The sequence below is a fragment of the Neomicrococcus lactis genome, from assembly GCF_014200305.1.
In the GTDB taxonomy this organism is placed as follows: Bacteria; Actinomycetota; Actinomycetes; order Actinomycetales; family Micrococcaceae; genus Neomicrococcus; species Neomicrococcus lactis.
Genome location: NZ_JACHBL010000001.1, coordinates 482,771 through 500,209 on the forward strand (window position 1 = coordinate 482,771; position 17,439 = coordinate 500,209).

Sequence of the window (17,439 nt, forward strand, 5' to 3'; positions counted from 1 at the left end):
GTCACACCGAGTATTCAGTTTGATCAGAAATTGTCAGGATGACCTCATGAGTGAAAACACCACCCCAACTTCACAAGGCGAGGACTCTGCTGCGGAGGACTTCCTAGCAGGGCGTCGTAGCCTGCGAGATGCGCCAGGTCCGTACTTCGGTGCTTATGGTGGCCGTTGGATGCCAGAGTCTCTGATTGCCGCTCTTGACCAGCTGGAAGACACCTTCGAGAAGGCCAAGGCTGATCCGGAGTTCTTGGCTGAAGTTGCTGACTTGAACCGCAACTACGCCAACCGTCCTTCACTGTTGACGGAAGCGAAGCGTTTCTCTGAACTCGCCGGTGGCGTCCGCATCTTCTTGAAGCGTGAAGACCTCAACCACACGGGATCCCACAAGATCAACAACGTGCTGGGACAGGCTTTGCTCGCCAAGCGCATGGGCAAGACTCGTCTGATCGCTGAGACCGGCGCCGGACAGCACGGTGTGGCCTCCGCTACCGCAGCAGCTCTCATGGGTATGGAGTGCGTGGTCTACATGGGCGCGGAAGATACCCGCCGTCAGGCCCTCAACGTGGCTCGCATGGAGCTTCTCGGCGCAACCGTCGTTCCCGTGACTGCAGGCTCGCAGACGCTCAAGGACGCGATCAACGAAGCATTGCGCGACTGGGTGACCAACGTGGACACCACTCACTACCTCTTGGGCACCGCCGCTGGCGCACACCCATTCCCAGCATTGGTCCGTTACTTCCACCAAGTCATCGGTGACGAAGCACGCGAGCAGATCCTGGCTCAGACCGGACGTTTGCCGAACGCTGTTGGCGCATGCATCGGTGGCGGCTCCAACGCCATTGGCATCTTCCACGGTTTCTTGGATGACCCATCCGTTGAGCTGTACGGCTTTGAAGCCGGTGGCGACGGCGTGGAGACCGGCCGTCACGCTGCCACCATCAACTTGGGACGCCCTGGTGTTCTTCACGGCGCGCGTTCTTACCTCATGCAGGACGAGGACGGACAGACCATCGAGTCGCACTCGATTTCCGCCGGCTTGGACTACCCAGGTGTAGGACCAGAGCACTCATACCTTTCCGACCTCGGCCGTGCCGTCTATGAGCCTGTGACTGACACCGAAGCGATGGACGCATTCCGTCTCTTGTGCCGTACAGAAGGCATCATCCCGGCTATCGAGTCCTCTCACGCTCTGGCTGGTGCCTTGCGTTTGGCAAAGCGATGGGTTGCGGAAGGCCGTACGCCTGAAGAGCAAATCATTGTGGTGAACCTGTCGGGTCGTGGTGACAAGGACGTGGCTACGGCTGCTGAATGGTTTGGCCTGCTGGACGAAAAGGCAGCCGCCGCTGCCGCAGAAGGTGAGGTCAAGTAATGACTGAGGCAACCAACCAACAGCTTCCAACCGTGCGCTCTGCAGCTCAGGCAATCGAGAAGGCACGCAGTGAGGGACGCCCCGCGCTCATTTGTTACTTGCCCGCGGGATACCCCAACACGCAAGCGACCATTGATGCTGCCGTGGCAATGGCCAAGAACGGCGCCGATGTCATTGAAATCGGCATTCCATACTCTGACCCCGTCATGGACGGCGAAGTCATCCAGGCAGCCACCGTTGAGTCTTTGGCCAACGGCTTCCGGGTCCCAGAGATCTTCGACATCGTGCGTGCCGTGACGGAACAGTGCGATGCGGCTGTGGAAGTCATGACCTACTGGAACCCGGTCATGCGCGTGGGCGTGGAGGAATTTGCGCGCCGCCTCGCCGAAGCCGGGGGAGCAGGACTCATTACCCCCGACCTCATTCCGGATGAGGCCAACGAATGGTTTGAAGTCTCAGACAAGTACGGTCTGGACCGCGTGTTCCTGGTGGCTCCAAGCTCCACGACAGAGCGCATGGAAATGACCGTAAAGGCCAGCCGCGGATTCGTGTACTGCGTCTCCGTCATGGGCGTCACCGGCGCTCGTGACAACGTCTCCGCTGCAACCCAAGCCGTGGTGGACCGTGCTCATGCAGCCGGTGCCGAACGCGCGTGCGTGGGCCTTGGCGTTTCCCGCCGCGAACACGTTGAAGAAATTGGTGCCTACGCAGATGGCGTGATCGTGGGAACCGCACTTGTCGCGGCACTGCGCGATCGCGGTATTGATGGCGTCGCCGAATTGACCGCAAAACTGTCAGGACGGACTCAGTAACTTATGTTGTCAGGCGTAGTGCTGGAATTCGCTAGCATTCAAGCATCCATTCCCTCGCCTCCGGCGGAGTGGTCCAAGTTCCACATCGGTCCACTCACCATTCACGTCTACGCGCTGTGTCTGCTGACCGGTGGTCTGTTGGGCGGGTGGCTCGGCTACCGCCGCTGGAAGAAGAAGGGCGGTCCTGAGGACCCCTTCTTCTCCATCATTATGTGGGCAGTCATCTTCGGCATCATTGGTGCACGCCTCTACCACGTGGTCAGCTCCCCGGACGCTTACTTTGGCCCGAACTATGACGGCACCGGCGATCTGACCAAGATCTGGCAGATTTGGAACGGCGGCCTGGGCATTTGGGGTGCCGTTGCGCTCGGCGCCGTGGGTGCGTGGATTGGTTGCCGCCGCGCGGGCGTGCGCTTGAGCGCTTTCGCCGATGCTGTGGCACCGGGCGTACTGCTGGCTCAGGCCATTGGCCGATGGGGCAACTACTTCAACCAAGAACTCTTTGGCGGACCCACCACTTTGCCGTGGGGTCTTCAGATCGACGCCACCAACCCCAGCTTCCCTGCGGACCTTCCAGCCGGAACCCTGTTCCACCCCACGTTCCTCTACGAATGCTTGTGGAACTTGGCGGGCGTAGCTCTCATTCTCCTGCTTGATCGCAAGTTCAAGTTCCAGCGGGGCTCGATGTTCTGGCTCTACGTCGCCGTATACACCGCCGGCCGCACGTGGATCGAAATGCTACGCATCGATGACGCCCAGATGATCACCATTTTGGGTGTCACTCAGCGTCTCAACGTCTGGACGTCCTTGTTGATGTTCTTGTTGGCCGTGGTCATGTTCGCTCTCATGGCAACGCGCCCGCGCCGCACTGGCTTAGACATTGTGTATTTGCCCGGAAAAACGCCGGAAGAGACCGCGGAAGAAACTGACGCGCTCACTGAAGGAACGGAAGCTGAGGCAGGTACTGCAGCTGCGTCGTCGTCCTCTACGGAAAAATCAACCGACACCTCGCTGAAACCCAGCGATCAGGCTTAGTAAAAATCTGCATATTACGGGCGGCGCGAAAAAATGGCACAAAATATCGCGTCGCCCCTGTGTTGGGTGCTACATTCAATCCAGCTAAAAACCGTGGACGAGATCACATTTGCCGTCTGCGACGATCGTCATGCAGTTCTCGTGAATCAACGAGAAAACACCGTATGACGGCGCCACGATGACGTGGAATCGCTTGCCGCTGATCCAGGTCACACCCCCTTTCTTGGCGTGCAAGCAAGATTCGCTTGCGCCGGTTCCGTTCCGTCCAGGCGACGAGTTGCACCGTTACAGAAAGGGCCCATCATGACAGAGCCGAAACCGGCCGCTAACCTCAGCAATGGCGCTGCCGAGGATCCTATTGTCCTGGACCCCGTTGGCATTGAAGAGAACGCCGTTACTTCACCCTTTGAGCGCTTCGCGAAGATGCCCGAAGATCAGGGTTTGTACCGCGCAGACCAAGAAAGAGACGCTTGTGGTCTGGCGATGATCGCTACCCTCAAGGGCGAGCCGACCCACCAGATTGTGGTCAACGCGCTGGACGCTTTGCGCGCACTTGAACACCGTGGCGCCGTGGGTGCTGACGAAGGTACCGGCGACGGCGCCGGCCTCTTGACTCAGATCCCTGACGAGTTCTTCCGTGCCGTTGTTGACTTTGATTTGCCGCCAGTTGGCGAGTACGTGGTGGGTACCGCGTTCCTTCCGGATGATGCTGAAGGCGAGGCGACGGCCCGCGCTGGTCTCGAGGACCTCGTTGCTGCCGAAGGCCTCCAGGTGCTGGGCTGGCGCGAGGTTCCTACGGATCCTTCTATGGTGGGCCCGCTGTCCCGCTCTTGCATGCCTCGCTTTGTGCAGCTCTTTGTGGGCGGCGAAGCTGGCACGGATTACGACGACGCTGGCTCCAGCTTGGAGGCCCGATCATTCCGCATTCGCAAGCGTGCGCAGAACCGTTTTGGTGTCTACTTCCCGTCTTTCTCTTCCAAGACGATTGTCTACAAGGGCATGCTGACCACCGCGCAGCTTGAGCCGTTCTTCCCGGATCTTTCGGACGAGCGCTTCGCAACCAAGCTGGCCGTGGTGCACTCTCGCTTCTCCACGAACACGTTCCCAAGCTGGCCGCTGGCTCAGCCGTTCCGCATGATCGCGCACAACGGTGAAATCAACACGGTCAAGGGCAACCGCAACTGGATGCGTGCTCGTCAGTCTCAGCTGGCATCCCCGATCTTGGGCGATGCTCCTGAAGAGCTGTTCCCGATCTGCACGCCAGGCGCCTCTGACTCCGCGTCCTTCGACGAGGTTGCCGAGCTCTTGATGCTCTCTGGCCGCACCTTGCCGCAGGCCATCATGATGATGATCCCGGAAGCCTGGGAAAACAACCCATCGATGGATCCGGATCGCCGTGCGTTCTACGAGTACCACTCCATGCTCATGGAGCCGTGGGATGGACCGGCTGCCGTGTCCTTCACGAACGGTACTCAGATTGGCGCCGTGTTGGACCGCAACGGTCTGCGCCCGGCTCGTTACTGGGTCACCGACGATGGCTTGGTAGTCCTCGCTTCCGAAGTGGGCGTGGTGGATATTGCACCGGAGAAGATCGTCCGCAAGGGCCGCGTCTCTCCCGGAAAGATGTTCTTGGTGGACACCGAGCAGGGTCGCATCATCGAAGACTCTGAGGTCAAGGCCGAACTAGCGAACGCCAACCCTTGGCGCGAGTGGGTTCAGGAGAACTTGGTTTCTTTGGAGGAACTGCCGGAGCGCGAGCACGTGCGTCACTCCTCGCAGTCCATTCAGTTGCGTCAGCGTACCTTCGGTTACACGAACGAAGAGCTGAAGATCCTGTTGGCTCCTATGGCGCAGCTCGGTGCCGAGCCACTCGGTGCCATGGGCTCCGATACGCCAATCGCCGTTCTCGCAAAGCGTCCGCGCTTGCTCTTCGACTACTTCGTGCAGTCCTTCGCTCAGGTGACCAACCCGCCGTTGGATGCCATTCGTGAAGAGCTCGTGACGAGCCTCAAGACGTCCATCGGCCCTGATGGCAACTTGCTCAAGCTCTCCCACGTGAAGACCCGTCACATCGCATTGGATTTCCCGGTCATCACTAACGATGAGCTCGCGAAGATCATCAACGTGCGTGATGAGGAGGGATCCAAGGTTGCCCTCAAGGTCCGTGGCCTGTACCAGCCGGCTGGCGGCGCCAACGGTTTGCGCGCTCGCCTGCACGAGATCTACGAGCAAGTCTCTACCGCCGTCAACCGCGGTGTGCAGTACATCGTGGTCTCTGACCGCGACTCCAACGCACAGTGGGCTCCGATCCCGTCCTTGCTCTTGACCTCGGCAATTCACAACCACTTGCTGAAGTCCGCTAACCGCACCAAGACCTCCCTGATTGTGGAAGCCGGCGACGTTCGCGAAGTGCACCACGTAGCAGTGCTCTTGGGCTACGGTGCTTCTGCGGTGAACCCATACTTGGCGTTGGAAACCGTCGAAGAGATGGCAGACAACGGCATCTTGGGTGATGTCACCGCGGAGAAGGCACACGCCAACTTCATCAAGGCGCTCGGTAAGGGCGTTCTGAAGATCATGTCCAAGATGGGCATCTCCACGGTGTCCTCCTACTGTGGCGCACAGACCTTTGAAGGAATGGGCTTGTCCCAGCGCTTCATTGATATGTACTTCGCTGGCACGCCAACCCAGATGGGTGGCGTGGGCCTTCAGGAGATCGCGGAAGAAATCGCGATGCGCCACGAAAGCGCCTACCCCCAGAGCGGCAACCCAGATCCACACCGTGTGCTGGAAACGGGCGGCGAGTACCAGTGGCGCCGTGACGGTGCTCCGCACTTGTTCGACCCTGAGACGGTTTTCCGCCTCCAGCACGCAACGCGCGAACGTCGCTACGACATCTTCAAGAGGTACACCGAAGGCGTCGATAACCAGGCCCGCGACTTGAAGACCCTGCGAGGTCTCTTCAAGTTCAAGGAAGGTGTTCGCGAGCCGATCTCGATCGACGAAGTCGAGCCAGTTTCTGAGATCGTCAAGCGCTTCTCCACGGGTGCAATGTCCTACGGCTCCATTTCCAAGGAAGCCCATGAGACTCTTGCTATCGCCATGAACCAGTTGGGTGCCAAGTCCAACACGGGTGAAGGTGGCGAAGACGTGGATCGCTTGTTGGATCCAAAGCGTCGCTCGAAGATCAAGCAGATTGCTTCCGGCCGCTTCGGCGTGACCAGCCTGTACTTGACGAATGCTGAAGACATTCAGATCAAGATGGCTCAGGGCGCCAAGCCGGGCGAAGGCGGCCAGCTGATGGCTCAGAAGATGTACCCGTGGGTTGCACGGACTCGTCATTCCACGCCTGGCGTGGGTCTGATTTCCCCGCCACCGCACCACGACATTTACTCGATCGAGGACCTTGCGCAGCTCATTTACGATGCCAAGCGTTCTAACCCAGAAGCTCGCGTCCATGTGAAGCTCGTGTCCGAAGTGGGCATCGGTACGGTTGCGTCCGGTGTCACGAAGGCTAAGGCTGACGTGGTGCTGGTTTCAGGGCACGACGGCGGAACCGGCGCCTCCCCGCTGAACTCTCTGAAGCACGCTGGTGCTCCGTGGGAGCTCGGTCTGGCGGAGACGCAGCAGACGCTCATGATCAATGGCTTGCGCGAGCGTGTCACGGTTCAGGTGGACGGCCAGCTCAAGACGGGCCGCGACGTGGTGATTGCTGCACTTCTCGGCGCTGAAGAATACGGCTTCGCTACCGCCCCGCTGGTGGTCTCGGGCTGCATCATGATGCGCGTCTGCCACTTGGACACCTGCCCAGTGGGTGTGGCAACTCAGAACCCTGAACTGCGTTCCCGCTTCACGGGCAAGCCAGAGTTCGTGGTGAACTTCTTCGAGTTCTTGGCTGAGGAAGTCCGCGAGATCCTCGCATCCCTCGGTTTCCGAAACCTCGACGAGGCCATTGGCCACGCAGAGCTTTTGGACCGCGAAGCCGCTGTGGATCACTGGAAGTCCTCACATTTGGATCTTTCGCCGATGTTCGCAGTGTTCGATGACGGCCAGGACGGCCCGCGTCGTCGTACTGGAAGCCAGAACCACGAGCTGGACCAGCATTTCGATAACCAACTCATTGCCATGAGCAAGGATGCTTTGGAGAACCGCATGCCGGTCACCATCAGCTTGCCGGTGATCAACACGGACCGCGCCGTCGGCACCATGCTGGGCAACGCAGTCACGAAGAAGTTTGGTGCCGAGGAATTGGCTCCGGACACCATCTCCGTGACGTTGACCGGTTCCGCTGGTCAGTCCTTGGGTGCCTTCTTGCCAGCAGGTATCTCGCTGCGCTTGTTCGGTGAGTCCAACGACTACGTGGGCAAGGGCCTCTCCGGTGGACACATTGCTGTTCGTCCTCACGAAGGCAGCCAGTTGGTTGCGGGGGAGAACGTGATCGCTGGAAACGTGATTGGTTACGGTGCTACGAGCGGTGAAATGTACCTCTCCGGCATTGTGGGCGAACGCTTCTTGGTCCGTAACTCCGGCGCCACCGCAGTGGTTGAAGGCATTGGTGACCACGGTTGTGAGTACATGACCGGTGGTACCGCCTTGATCATTGGCGAGACGGGCCGCAACTTCGGTGCTGGCATGTCCGGTGGTCGAGCCTTCGTGCTGGACCTGGACGTCGCCAAGGTCAACGCTGATTCTCTGGCTCTGAAGGAACTTCTCCTGGAACCGCTCAGCGCTACTGACGCCGAAGAAGTACGCGCTCTCTTGGTACGCCATGTCGAAGAGACGGCCTCGGAGAAGGCTCAGGCCTTGCTCGATGACTTTGATAACTCAGTGGGTCGCTTCACGAAGGTCCTGCCTCGCAACTACGCGGCAGTCCTGAAGACTCGCGAAGACGCTGTTGCTGAAGGGCTGGACCCGGACGGCGACGAAGTTTGGAACAAGATTTTGGAGGCTACCCGTGGCTGATCCTCGCGGATTTTTGAAGGTACGCGAACGCGAGACCCAACCCCGCCGTCCCGTACCGGTGCGCATCAAGGACTGGAAAGAAGTCTATGAGCGCCAGAACGACGGCGCCCTCACGCGTCAGGCGGGCCGCTGCATGGATTGCGGTGTTCCGTTTTGCCACCAGGGTTGCCCGCTTGGCAACTTGATTCCGGAATGGAACGACCTGATGTGGCGCGGCAACACTGCCGGAGCTTCGGAGCGCTTGCACGCTACGAACAACTTCCCGGAGTTCACGGGCCGCTTGTGCCCAGCTCCGTGTGAGTCCTCGTGTGTGCTGGGCATCAACCAGCCAGCTGTGACCATCAAGCAGATTGAAGTGGAGATCGCGGAGCACGCGTTCGACGACGATCTGGTCACGCCGATCATGCCGGTCCGCCACACGGACCAGACGGTGGCTGTTGTTGGCTCAGGCCCTGCCGGTCTTGCTGCAGCGCAGCAGCTGACGCGTGCCGGTCACACCGTGGCTGTTTACGAGCGTGACGACAAGATTGGTGGCCTGCTCCGCTACGGCATCCCGGACTTCAAGATGGAAAAGGAAGTCTTGGATCGCCGTCTTGCCCAAATGAGCGCTGAAGGAACTCGCTTCCGCACCAACGTTGAGCTCGGCAAGGACATCTCCTGGAAGCAGCTTCGCGGCCGCTATGACGCGATTGTGATTGCCACGGGCTCTACGGTTCCTCGTGACTTGCCGATCCCGGGCCGTAGCCTCGAAGGCATTCACTTCGCTATGGATTACCTCGTGCAGTCCAACCGCGTTGTGGCTGGCGAAGAGGTCGAAAATCAGATTGATGCCAAGGGCAAGCACGTTGTCATCTTGGGTGGCGGCGACACCGGCGCGGACTGCATCGGTACCGCTCACCGTCAGGGCGCAGCCTCTGTGACCACGTTGGCTATTGGTAAGCAGCCTCCTTCGGAGCGTCCAGCTCACCAGCCTTGGCCAATGTTCCCAACCCTCTTCGAAGTTGCTAGCGCACACGAAGAAGGCGGCGAGCGTACCTACTTGGCTTCCACGGTGGAGTACATCGGAGAAAACGGAAAGCTCACGGGCCTCAAGGTTGCCGAAACGGAATACACGCCAGAAGGCCGTGTTCCAAAGGCTGGCACCGAGCGCGTGATTCCTGCCGATCTGGTCTTCTTAGCTTTGGGCTTCACCGGACCTGAAAAGGCTGGCCTGGATGATTCGCCATCCGTCACCTTCGACGGCCGTGGCAACATTGCTCGCGATGATGACTTCATGACCGGTCAGCCAGGCGTCTTCGTTGCCGGCGACGCTGGCCGTGGTCAGTCCTTGATTGTGTGGGCGATCGCCGAAGGTCGCGCAGCAGCATCCAAGGTGGACGAATACCTGCAAGGCAGCACTCGTTTGCCAGCGCCGGTTCGCCCGACAGATGTTTCCATCGCTCCTATGTAAAGCACATGCCCATGCCATGAACTTTCGTGGCATGGGCATGAACCGAGTGTTCTCGTCCTGACAACAGATAGGGTTTAACTATGAGACGCGCAAAGATCGTAGTCACTTTTGGTCCAGCTATCGGAACCTTAGATCAAACTCGAGAAGCTGTTGCGGCGGGCATGAATGTTGCTCGTCTCAACATGAGTCACGGTGAACACTCGGTTCACGCAGAGTACCTAGAAAACATTCGCCAGGCAGCGGAGGAAGCAAAGCAGCCTGTGGCTGTCTTTGCCGACCTGCAAGGCCCCAAGATTCGCTTGGGACGCTTTACGGACGGCCCTCACTTCCTCAACCTGGGGGACACCTTCACCATCACGATTGATGATATTGAAGGCACCAAGGACCGCGTATCCACCACCTTCAAGGGACTTGCCGGCGACGTTGCTCCTGGCGACACCTTGCTGATCAATGACGGCAAAGTGCGTCTGCGCGCTACCAAGGTCACGGAGACGGACGTGGTCACCGAAGTGGTGGTTGCGGGCGAGGTCTCCAACAACAAGGGCATCAACCTTCCCGGCGTTGCCGTGAACGTGCCTGCCCTTTCTGACAAGGACGAAGACGATCTCCGCTGGGCCATTCGTGCCGGCGTGGACATGATCGCGCTGTCCTTTGTGCGAAATGCCTCTGATATTTCTCGCGTTCACGAGATTATGGAAGAAGAGGGCCGGAAGCTTCCGGTCATCGCCAAGATCGAGAAGCCACAGGCCGTCGACGCGCTCGAGGAAATCATCGATGCCTTCGACGCCATCATGGTGGCCCGTGGCGACCTCGGCGTGGAACTTCCACTCGAACAGGTGCCGATTGTGCAAAAGCGCACGGTTGAACTTGCTCGCCGCTGGGCCAAGCCAGCCATCGTGGCAACGCAGGTCCTCGAATCGATGATTGAGTCGCCGACCCCAACCCGTGCTGAGGCTTCTGACTGCGCAAACGCCGTTCTCGACGGCGCGGATGCGGTCATGCTCTCGGGTGAGACCAGCGTTGGAAACTACCCGATCGAAACCATCAAGACGATGGCCCGCATCATCGAGTCCACTGAGGACCACGGTCTGGCGCGTATTCGTCCGCTAGCCACTCGTCCTCGTACGCGTGGCGGCGCAATTACCCGCGCTACCGTGGAGATTGCCGATGAGCTTGATGCCAAGTTCATCGTGGGCTTTACGGAGTCTGGTGACACTGCACGACGCTTGTCCCGCATGCGCCCGGCACGCCCGATCGTCTGCTTTACGTCGGTCCAAGCGACCTATCGCACCATGGCACTCGTGTGGGGCGTACGCCCACGACTCGTAGAGTTTGCGGACCACACTGACAAGATGACCGCTCAGGTGGATCGCGTGCTACAGGGCGAGGGTCTTGCGGAGGTTGACGACATCGTGGTGATCGCAGCTGGTTCCCCTCCAGGGCAAGCTGGCTCCACTAACTCGTTGCGAATCCACCGCATTGGTGACGTCGCGGACGCCGGAGAACTCCTCGAAGGCAAGACCTCACGCCCTGAAAAGCTTCGCCCATGGCGGACCAAGGATGAGGCGCTCAAGGATCTCATCTCGCGAATGCGTGAAGACATCTAACGAAGAATAAGATGACCTCAAAGTAAAGAGCGGGCTGTACAACCGGAATCCGGTTCGTACAGCCCGCTCTTTATGTATTTTTTTTGCTACTTGACCTGGTCCACGATGGTCTCGGCGACCTCGCGCATGCTCAAGCGACGGTCCATGGACGTCTTCTGGATCCAACGGAATGCCTCTGGCTCCGTCAGACCCATCTTCTCCGTCAAGAGACCCTTAGCTCGCTCCACGATCTTGCGCGTTTCGAACTGTTCCTTGAGATCGGTGATCTCGCTGGCCAGAGCCAGAATTTCTTCGTGGCGGGACCGTGCGATCTCCAACGCAGGAATCAGATCAGCCGGCGTGAATGGCTTCACCACATACGCCATGGCGCCAGCCTCGCGAGCACGCTCCACGAGTTCCTTCTGGCTGAAAGCTGTGAGCAAAACCACAGGAGCAATTCGATCCTTGGCAATTGCTTCAGCAGCCGTGATGCCATCAATAACTGGCATCTTGACGTCCATCAAGACGACGTCAGGACGAAGCTCCTTGGCAAGCTCAATGGCGGTCTCACCATTGTCTGCTTCACCAACAACTTCGTAGCCCTCGCCCCGCAAAATCTCGACGATATCGAGGCGAATCAAGGTTTCATCTTCCGCAACCAGTACGCGAACCGCGGGTGCCTTAGAACGGGAGGCAGCGTCGTCGTGCTGGATGTTTGGGGACGCAACCGATGTAGAAGTGGGCTGGGGGGACGCGCTCTTTGCGTCTTCGTTCACGATGTTTCTCCTAGGCCGCGCCGATTTACGTTCTAAGCCTATCGCCATGTATGCTTTATGAGCACGAGTTGCTGACGTGGGAAATATCAAAGTCCGCGAAGCAAATCGCAGCAGGCCCGAGTGGCGGAATTGGCAGACGCACCGCACTCAAAATGCGGCGGGTAAAACCGTGTGGGTTCGAGTCCCACCTTGGGCACCAAAGCCAAAAAAAGTCCGGAAGCGGAGACGTTCCGGACTTTTTTGTTGCCCAAAATAGCACTGGGTGAGCTTGGTCACGATTGCGTTTTTAGACGTCTTAAGCGAGCACCTACGAACTTCGCGAGAATCTTTCTAGGATGTGAGCATGACTCGTTTCGTATATTTCGTGGCAATGTCCGTGGATGGCTACATCGCAGATGAAGCAGACAGCCTGCGGTGGCTTGAACCTTTTGATAAGTACGACGACGGAAGCACCTACGAATCGTTCCTCGACACCATTGGTTCGATTGTCATGGGTGCGGATACCTATACGTGGCTTTTGAAGAACGCGAAGGGGGAGTGGCCGTACAAAGGCATCCCTACCTGGGTCTTCGCGCACCGCGAGCTCCCGAGTTTCCCTGGGGCAGACGTGACCTTTGCCCGTGGTGACATCGCGGAGTGGGCATCGGAGCTGGCTCGCGACGCGGCAGGCAAGGACGTGTGGGTGATGGGCGGGGGAGCGCTGGCTGGTCAATTCGTTGATGCAGAGAAGCTCGACGAACTGCGGCTCTTCACGATTCCCGTGATTTTGGGTGGCGGCCGTCCGCTGTTTGCGATGCGGGCTACCGGCTCTCTTGAGTTGACGTCGATCAAGCAGCACGACTTGGGCGTTGTGGAGTCCATCTACCTCGTCACCACCACCCCGCACGCGTGAGGCGACAGCTAGCTCTTCTTTGACTTTCTGTGAGCTAGTTCATAATGTACCTAGCGTCTGAATTGCCTTTCAGGATTTTTATTTCTTGATTGGCACGAGGAACGCATGCCCGGTTGCGTAGTGCTCACTATTTTTGAGTACGACGCCGCCGCTACAGTAAGCGGTCAACGTCGAGCACGGCCTCGCTCCCGATAACTCGGAAAGAAAGTACGCATGAGCAACCTTGAAGATTACGCAGTCAACACCAAGCCTTTGGCCGGCAAGCACGCGATCATCACGGGAGGTGCCAGCGGGATTGGTGCCGAGATGGTCAAGGCTTTCGCTGCTCGCGGCGCTGACGTCACCGTGGCGGACATGAATGCTGATGCCGCTCAGGCGCTGGCAGACGAAGTCGGTGGCAAGGTGTGGGTAGCGGATCTTTCAGACACGAAGTCGCTCGAAAACTTGAGCCTGGACGCGGACATTCTTGTCAACAACGCCGGTGTTCAGCGTATGAATCCCATTCAGGACTACGTACCCGAGGACTGGCGCTTTATCCACCGACTGATGCTGGAGTCGCCGTTCTTGTTGATCCGGGCTGTCTTGCCGAAGATGTACGAGCGCAATTTCGGGCGAATCATCAATCTTTCGAGTGCTCACGGTCTTATCGCTTCGCCGTTCAAGAGTGCATACGTGAGTGCCAAGCATGGGCTTGAGGGACTTTCGAAGGTCACCGCATTGGAAGGTGGCCCGCACGGTGTCACCAGCAACTGCATCAATCCGGGGTTCGTCCGGACCGCGTTGGTGGAGAAGCAGATTGCGGACCAAGCCAAGATGAATAACATTTCAGAGGAAGAAGTGTTGGAAAAGATCATGCTGACGGAAAGCGCCATCAAGCGTCTCGCTGATCCGAAGGAAGTCGCAAGTCTTGCTGCGTGGTTGGCATCGGACGACGCGTCGATGGTGACCGGAGCGTCTTACACCATGGATGGTGGCTGGACAGCCCGCTAAGCGCCCAAGAAGCCTGAAGACTCTAGCCGGTAGCCCGCTAACTACTCGACACACCCCAACCCTTGGGGGCTGTTTGAGTGTTGGCGGGCTACGGTTTTGTTGCCGGTGTTTCAGCTTTCCCCAGCCAAGACCCGCAATCATGGCCGCTCACCGGTGGCCCCCGTGGGCGAAAATGAGCGATGATCCGCTTCGAAGACGTATCTAAAACCTATGTGCGCGGTCACCAACCTGCGTTGAGTGACATCAATATTGAAATTGAACGAGGAGATTTCACCTTCTTGGTCGGCGCCTCGGGTTCCGGTAAGTCAACTTTTTTGCGCCTCATTTTGCGCGAGGAACTCGCTTCCAGCGGACACGTTTATGTGGCGGGAACAGCCCTAGAAACCATTTCTCAAAGTGGATTGCCGCGGTATCGTCGAGGGATCGGCATCGTCTTTCAGGACTTCCGTTTGCTCCCTAACAAGGACGTTTTCTCTAACGTCGCGTTCGCGATGCAGGTCATCGGCCGAAATCGCGCGACGATTCGTGAGACGGTTCCAAACGTTCTCGAGATGGTTGGCCTCGAAGAGAAGGCCAAGCGCATGCCCCACGAACTCTCCGGTGGCGAGCAACAGCGTGTGGCAATCGCACGCGCGATCGTCAACAAGCCGAGCATTCTCTTGGCTGACGAGCCAACCGGAAACCTGGACCCCGCTACCAGCGTGGGAATCATGAACATTATGGACCGCATTAATCAGAACGGCACCACCGTGGTGATGGCCACCCACGACCACGAGATCGTCAATTCCATGCGTCGTCGCGTGGTTGAGTTGCGCGGAGGCCAAGTGTCTCGCGATGAACGTGCAGGCGAATACACCTCACTCATTCCGGTGACGCGCCCCGATGGTTCGCGTGAACTACGGAGGACGGACGAAGGCAATCCCTCCTCGGCGGCTCCGTCAGAGGGCTTCATTCGCCCCTTCGATTCTGAGGAGGACGAACTCTAATGTTGCGTTTCCTCGCAGGCGAAACCATCACCGGTATTCGCCGAAATTTCTCCATGTTCGTGTCCGTCATCTTGGTGACATTTGTGTCTCTGACCTTCGTCGGGGCCGCTGGCTTGCTGCAGTTGCAGATCAACCAGATGAAGGGCTTCTGGTACGACCGTGTTCAGGTCGCGGTCTTCCTTTGCTCCGATGACTACTCGAGCTCAACCTGCGCGGCAGGCGCGGTGACGGACTCGCAGCGTGATGCCATCAAGTCCATGCTTGATTCGCCGGAGGTGAAGTCCTACGTCGAGAGCTATCAGTACGAGTCCAAGGACGAAGCTCTTCAGCACTTCCGCGAGCAGTTCCAGAACTCGCCGATCGTAGACACTGTCACGGCTGACCAGCTTCCGGAGTCCTTCCGACTCAAATTGATTGACCCTGAGAAGTACGAAGTGGTCAACGAGCTATTTTCTTCGATGCCCGGCGTCGAGGTAGTCGTTGATCAACGCGAGCTCCTGGAGAAAATCTTCTCTGTCATCAATATGGCATCTCTTGCTTCGTTGGCAGTCGCAGCGGTGATGATCATCTGCGCGGTCCTGTTGGTGGCTACCACCATTCGCATGTCGGCATTCAGTCGGCGACGCGAAACGGGCATCATGCGACTGGTGGGTGCATCAAAGACAGTCATTCAGCTTCCGTTCTTGATGGAAGGCGTTATTGCTGCCGCTATTGGTGGACTCTTGGCCTCGGGTGTCCTGTGGGCCATCGTGAAATTCGTGGTCGAGGGACGGCTCGCAGTCGAGTATCCGGACACAGCCTTTGTAGGTGTCCGCGAACTAATTCTTGTGGCGCTGCTGTTAGTTTTGCTCGGAATTGCGCTGGCTGCGGTGTCGTCCATGTTAACGTTGAGGCGGTACTTGAAGGTCTAGCGATGCCCCTCGTCGATCTTCAAGCACTTTGTTGTATCCGTGAATCCGCACACCAAGGCACCTACAGTTCCCACTGACGAAAGGCATACCGTGACGTCACCTTCGCGAGCGCTGAAGCTCTCTAAGGCGGTTATTGCCGGAAGTTTTGCAGCTCTGCTGACCATGGGCCTCGTAACGCCCGGAGCAAGTGCTGATGAGTTGGATGATCGTAAAAAGCAGATCGAGCAGAACATCTCGACGCTCGAGAACGATCTTGAATATTTGGACGGCAATATTCAGGCAACTGCCAAGAAGCTAAAGGGTCTCCAGGATCAACTTCCTGGTGCTCAGGCCGAGTTGCAAGCTGCCGAAGGACGGGTGTCGCAAGCAACGAGCGAAGTCGACTCTCTGCAACAGCGAGTCAGCGCGGCAGAATCGTCCCGCGATGACCTTGCCGCAGAAATGAAAAAGGACGAAAGCGTTAGCGCCGAGTCCAAGAAACTTATTGGTGAGATCGCCACGCGTGCGTATCAGCGCGGAGGGGTGTCTGGGAACCTCGGCTTCCTTGTGAGCGGAACTCGTTCTGAGAGTCTCGGCAGCGGAATTGAATTGGCCGATCACGCGATGCGTAGCCAAAACGCCATTGTGGAACAGCTAAGCCAGAAACGTGCCGCCAACCAGAATGCTGCGAAGCGTCTCGAAGCTGTCGAAGCAGAAATCAAGGATCTGAAGAGCCAAGCTGACGCAGCGCTTGTCCGTGAACAGAGTGCACGCGACGCGGCATTGAAGTCGAAGCAGAAGGTTGATTCGCTGATCTCTGACGCTGAGAAATTGAGTGCTCAGCTTGCTGCCGAACGCCCTCAGGTTCAGAACCGACTCAAAACCCAGCAGGCTGAACATGACGCTGTGCTGAAGGACATCGCGGCCCGTCAGGAACGGTTGCGCAAAGAAGCTGAGGAACGCCGCAAGAAGGCTCTCGAGGCAAAGCGCAAGGCAGAAGCCGAAGCAAAGCGAAAAGCAGAAATCGCAGCCCAGAAGGAACGGGAAGCACAGGCCGCACTCCGTGCTCGCGCGGCGGATGCTGCTCGTAAAGCACAGGCTGCTGCTGCCGCTCAGCGTGAGGCCGAAGCTGCAGCTGCAAAGGAAACTCAGGCAGCTCGGGCACAGCCCACGTCGACCTCCTCATGGGGTTTGCGTGTTCCAACGTCGGGCGGCTACATCACGTCTCGATTCGGTTGGCGCCCCACGCCTGAAGGAACTATCGATTACGGCGGAGCAGGCGGCTACTTGCACGCTGGAGTGGACTGGGGCTTTGGTGGCACGTGTGGTGCGCCGGTTTATGCTTCGGCCGCCGGCGAAGTCTGGGTAGCTGGTTGGGGCGGAAGCTCCGGCAACAAGGTCACCCTCAGCCACGGCGTCATGAATGGAAGCGCTCTGGCCACCAACTATCACCACCTCTCGGCAGTGAACGTCAGCGCGGGACAGACTGTCCAACGCGGAGACATCATTGGCTACGTGGGCACCACCGGAAACTCCACCGGTTGCCACTTGCACTTCGAGACGGTCGTTAACGGCCAGTTGGTTGATCCACTCTCCGTGCTCTAACGAGCGCTCTGCATAAGGCTTAAAACGCCACTGATTGAGAGTCCCGAATAGACGGGACTCGTTGCCGACGCGTAAACTTGAAAGTTCCG

13 protein-coding genes and 1 tRNA gene are annotated in these 17,439 nt (G+C 58.4%); 12 read left to right on the plus strand and 2 right to left on the minus strand.

What is annotated here, in order from left to right:
* The first annotated feature begins 46 nt into the window (after window positions 1–46).
* Genes trpB through lgt form a run of 3 tightly spaced genes read left to right on the plus strand, consistent with a single transcriptional unit; the run spans window position 47 to window position 3,213 of the window.
* Entirely contained in the window at window positions 47–1,366 is a 1,320-nt protein-coding gene (trpB, locus tag BKA12_RS02305; protein WP_183640363.1) for a tryptophan synthase subunit beta, read from the plus strand.
* Window positions 1,366–2,178, plus strand: coding sequence for a tryptophan synthase subunit alpha (gene trpA / locus BKA12_RS02310; RefSeq protein ID WP_183640365.1), 813 nt, complete (start codon window positions 1,366–1,368; stop codon window positions 2,176–2,178). Before trpB ends, trpA begins: the two co-directional genes overlap by 1 nt.
* Window positions 2,179–2,181: 3 nt before the next feature.
* On the plus strand, window positions 2,182–3,213 hold the full coding sequence (gene lgt, locus BKA12_RS02315; RefSeq protein ID WP_183640366.1) for a prolipoprotein diacylglyceryl transferase: 1,032 nt from the start codon (window positions 2,182–2,184) through the stop codon (window positions 3,211–3,213).
* 84 nt (window positions 3,214–3,297) lie between these two features.
* Here lgt and BKA12_RS12475 read toward each other — a convergent pair whose 3' ends face one another.
* Window positions 3,298–3,426: a hypothetical protein gene (locus BKA12_RS12475; RefSeq protein WP_271394455.1), complete on the minus strand. Its 129-nt coding sequence runs from the start codon at window positions 3,424–3,426 to the stop codon at window positions 3,298–3,300.
* Between the two features lie 210 nt (window positions 3,427–3,636).
* On the opposite strand from BKA12_RS12475, the gene gltB reads away from it, so the two are divergent.
* From gltB to pyk, 3 genes are all read left to right on the plus strand, one after another.
* The gene (gene gltB / locus BKA12_RS02320) at window positions 3,637–8,175 is read left to right on the plus strand and encodes a glutamate synthase large subunit (RefSeq protein ID WP_246361760.1); all 4,539 of its coding nucleotides are present in this window, start codon (window positions 3,637–3,639) and stop codon (window positions 8,173–8,175) included.
* Entirely contained in the window at window positions 8,168–9,625 is a 1,458-nt protein-coding gene (locus tag BKA12_RS02325) for a glutamate synthase small subunit (protein WP_183640370.1), read from the plus strand. Before gltB ends, BKA12_RS02325 begins: the two co-directional genes overlap by 8 nt.
* Window positions 9,626–9,705: 80 nt before the next feature.
* A complete protein-coding gene (gene pyk / locus BKA12_RS02330) occupies window positions 9,706–11,232 on the plus strand; it encodes a pyruvate kinase (protein WP_183640371.1) in 1,527 nt (508 codons plus the stop codon).
* Window positions 11,233–11,318: 86 nt separating this feature from the next.
* Here pyk and BKA12_RS02335 read toward each other — a convergent pair whose 3' ends face one another.
* Entirely contained in the window at window positions 11,319–11,987 is a 669-nt protein-coding gene (locus tag BKA12_RS02335) for an ANTAR domain-containing response regulator (RefSeq protein WP_271394452.1), read from the minus strand.
* Window positions 11,988–12,101: 114 nt separating this feature from the next.
* On the opposite strand from BKA12_RS02335, the gene BKA12_RS02340 reads away from it, so the two are divergent.
* The 6 genes from BKA12_RS02340 (at window position 12,102) to BKA12_RS02365 (ending at window position 17,350) form a co-directional block, all read left to right on the plus strand.
* A tRNA-Leu gene (locus BKA12_RS02340) sits at window positions 12,102–12,186 on the plus strand.
* A 144-nt stretch (window positions 12,187–12,330) separates the two neighbouring features.
* On the plus strand, window positions 12,331–12,879 hold the full coding sequence (locus BKA12_RS02345; protein ID WP_183640374.1) for a dihydrofolate reductase family protein: 549 nt from the start codon (window positions 12,331–12,333) through the stop codon (window positions 12,877–12,879).
* Between the two features lie 213 nt (window positions 12,880–13,092).
* Window positions 13,093–13,869, plus strand: coding sequence for a 3-hydroxybutyrate dehydrogenase (locus BKA12_RS02350; RefSeq protein ID WP_183640376.1), 777 nt, complete (start codon window positions 13,093–13,095; stop codon window positions 13,867–13,869).
* Between the two features lie 179 nt (window positions 13,870–14,048).
* Window positions 14,049–14,855 (plus strand): cell division ATP-binding protein FtsE, encoded by an 807-nt coding sequence (ftsE, locus tag BKA12_RS02355; RefSeq protein WP_183640378.1) that lies wholly within the window; start codon window positions 14,049–14,051, stop codon window positions 14,853–14,855.
* Complete coding sequence (gene ftsX / locus BKA12_RS02360) at window positions 14,855–15,766, plus strand: permease-like cell division protein FtsX (RefSeq protein ID WP_183640379.1); 912 nt, start codon at window positions 14,855–14,857, stop codon at window positions 15,764–15,766. The genes ftsE and ftsX overlap by 1 nt, the downstream gene beginning before the upstream one ends.
* Window positions 15,767–15,856: 90 nt before the next feature.
* Window positions 15,857–17,350: a peptidoglycan DD-metalloendopeptidase family protein gene (locus BKA12_RS02365; protein ID WP_338087399.1), complete on the plus strand. Its 1,494-nt coding sequence runs from the start codon at window positions 15,857–15,859 to the stop codon at window positions 17,348–17,350.
* Window positions 17,351–17,439 lie beyond the last annotated feature (89 nt).

Coding starts and splice junctions, on each gene's coding strand:
- trpB (WP_183640363.1), top strand. CDS start 47: ATGAGTGAAAACACCACCCCAACTTCACAAGGCGAGGACTCTGCTGCG.
- trpA (WP_183640365.1), top strand. CDS start 1,366: ATGACTGAGGCAACCAACCAACAGCTTCCAACCGTGCGCTCTGCAGCT.
- lgt (WP_183640366.1), top strand. CDS start 2,182: ATGTTGTCAGGCGTAGTGCTGGAATTCGCTAGCATTCAAGCATCCATT.
- gltB (WP_246361760.1), top strand. CDS start 3,637: ATGCCCGAAGATCAGGGTTTGTACCGCGCAGACCAAGAAAGAGACGCT.
- pyk (WP_183640371.1), top strand. CDS start 9,706: ATGAGACGCGCAAAGATCGTAGTCACTTTTGGTCCAGCTATCGGAACC.
- BKA12_RS02345 (WP_183640374.1), top strand. CDS start 12,331: ATGACTCGTTTCGTATATTTCGTGGCAATGTCCGTGGATGGCTACATC.
- BKA12_RS02350 (WP_183640376.1), top strand. CDS start 13,093: ATGAGCAACCTTGAAGATTACGCAGTCAACACCAAGCCTTTGGCCGGC.
- ftsE (WP_183640378.1), top strand. CDS start 14,049: ATGATCCGCTTCGAAGACGTATCTAAAACCTATGTGCGCGGTCACCAA.
- ftsX (WP_183640379.1), top strand. CDS start 14,855: ATGTTGCGTTTCCTCGCAGGCGAAACCATCACCGGTATTCGCCGAAAT.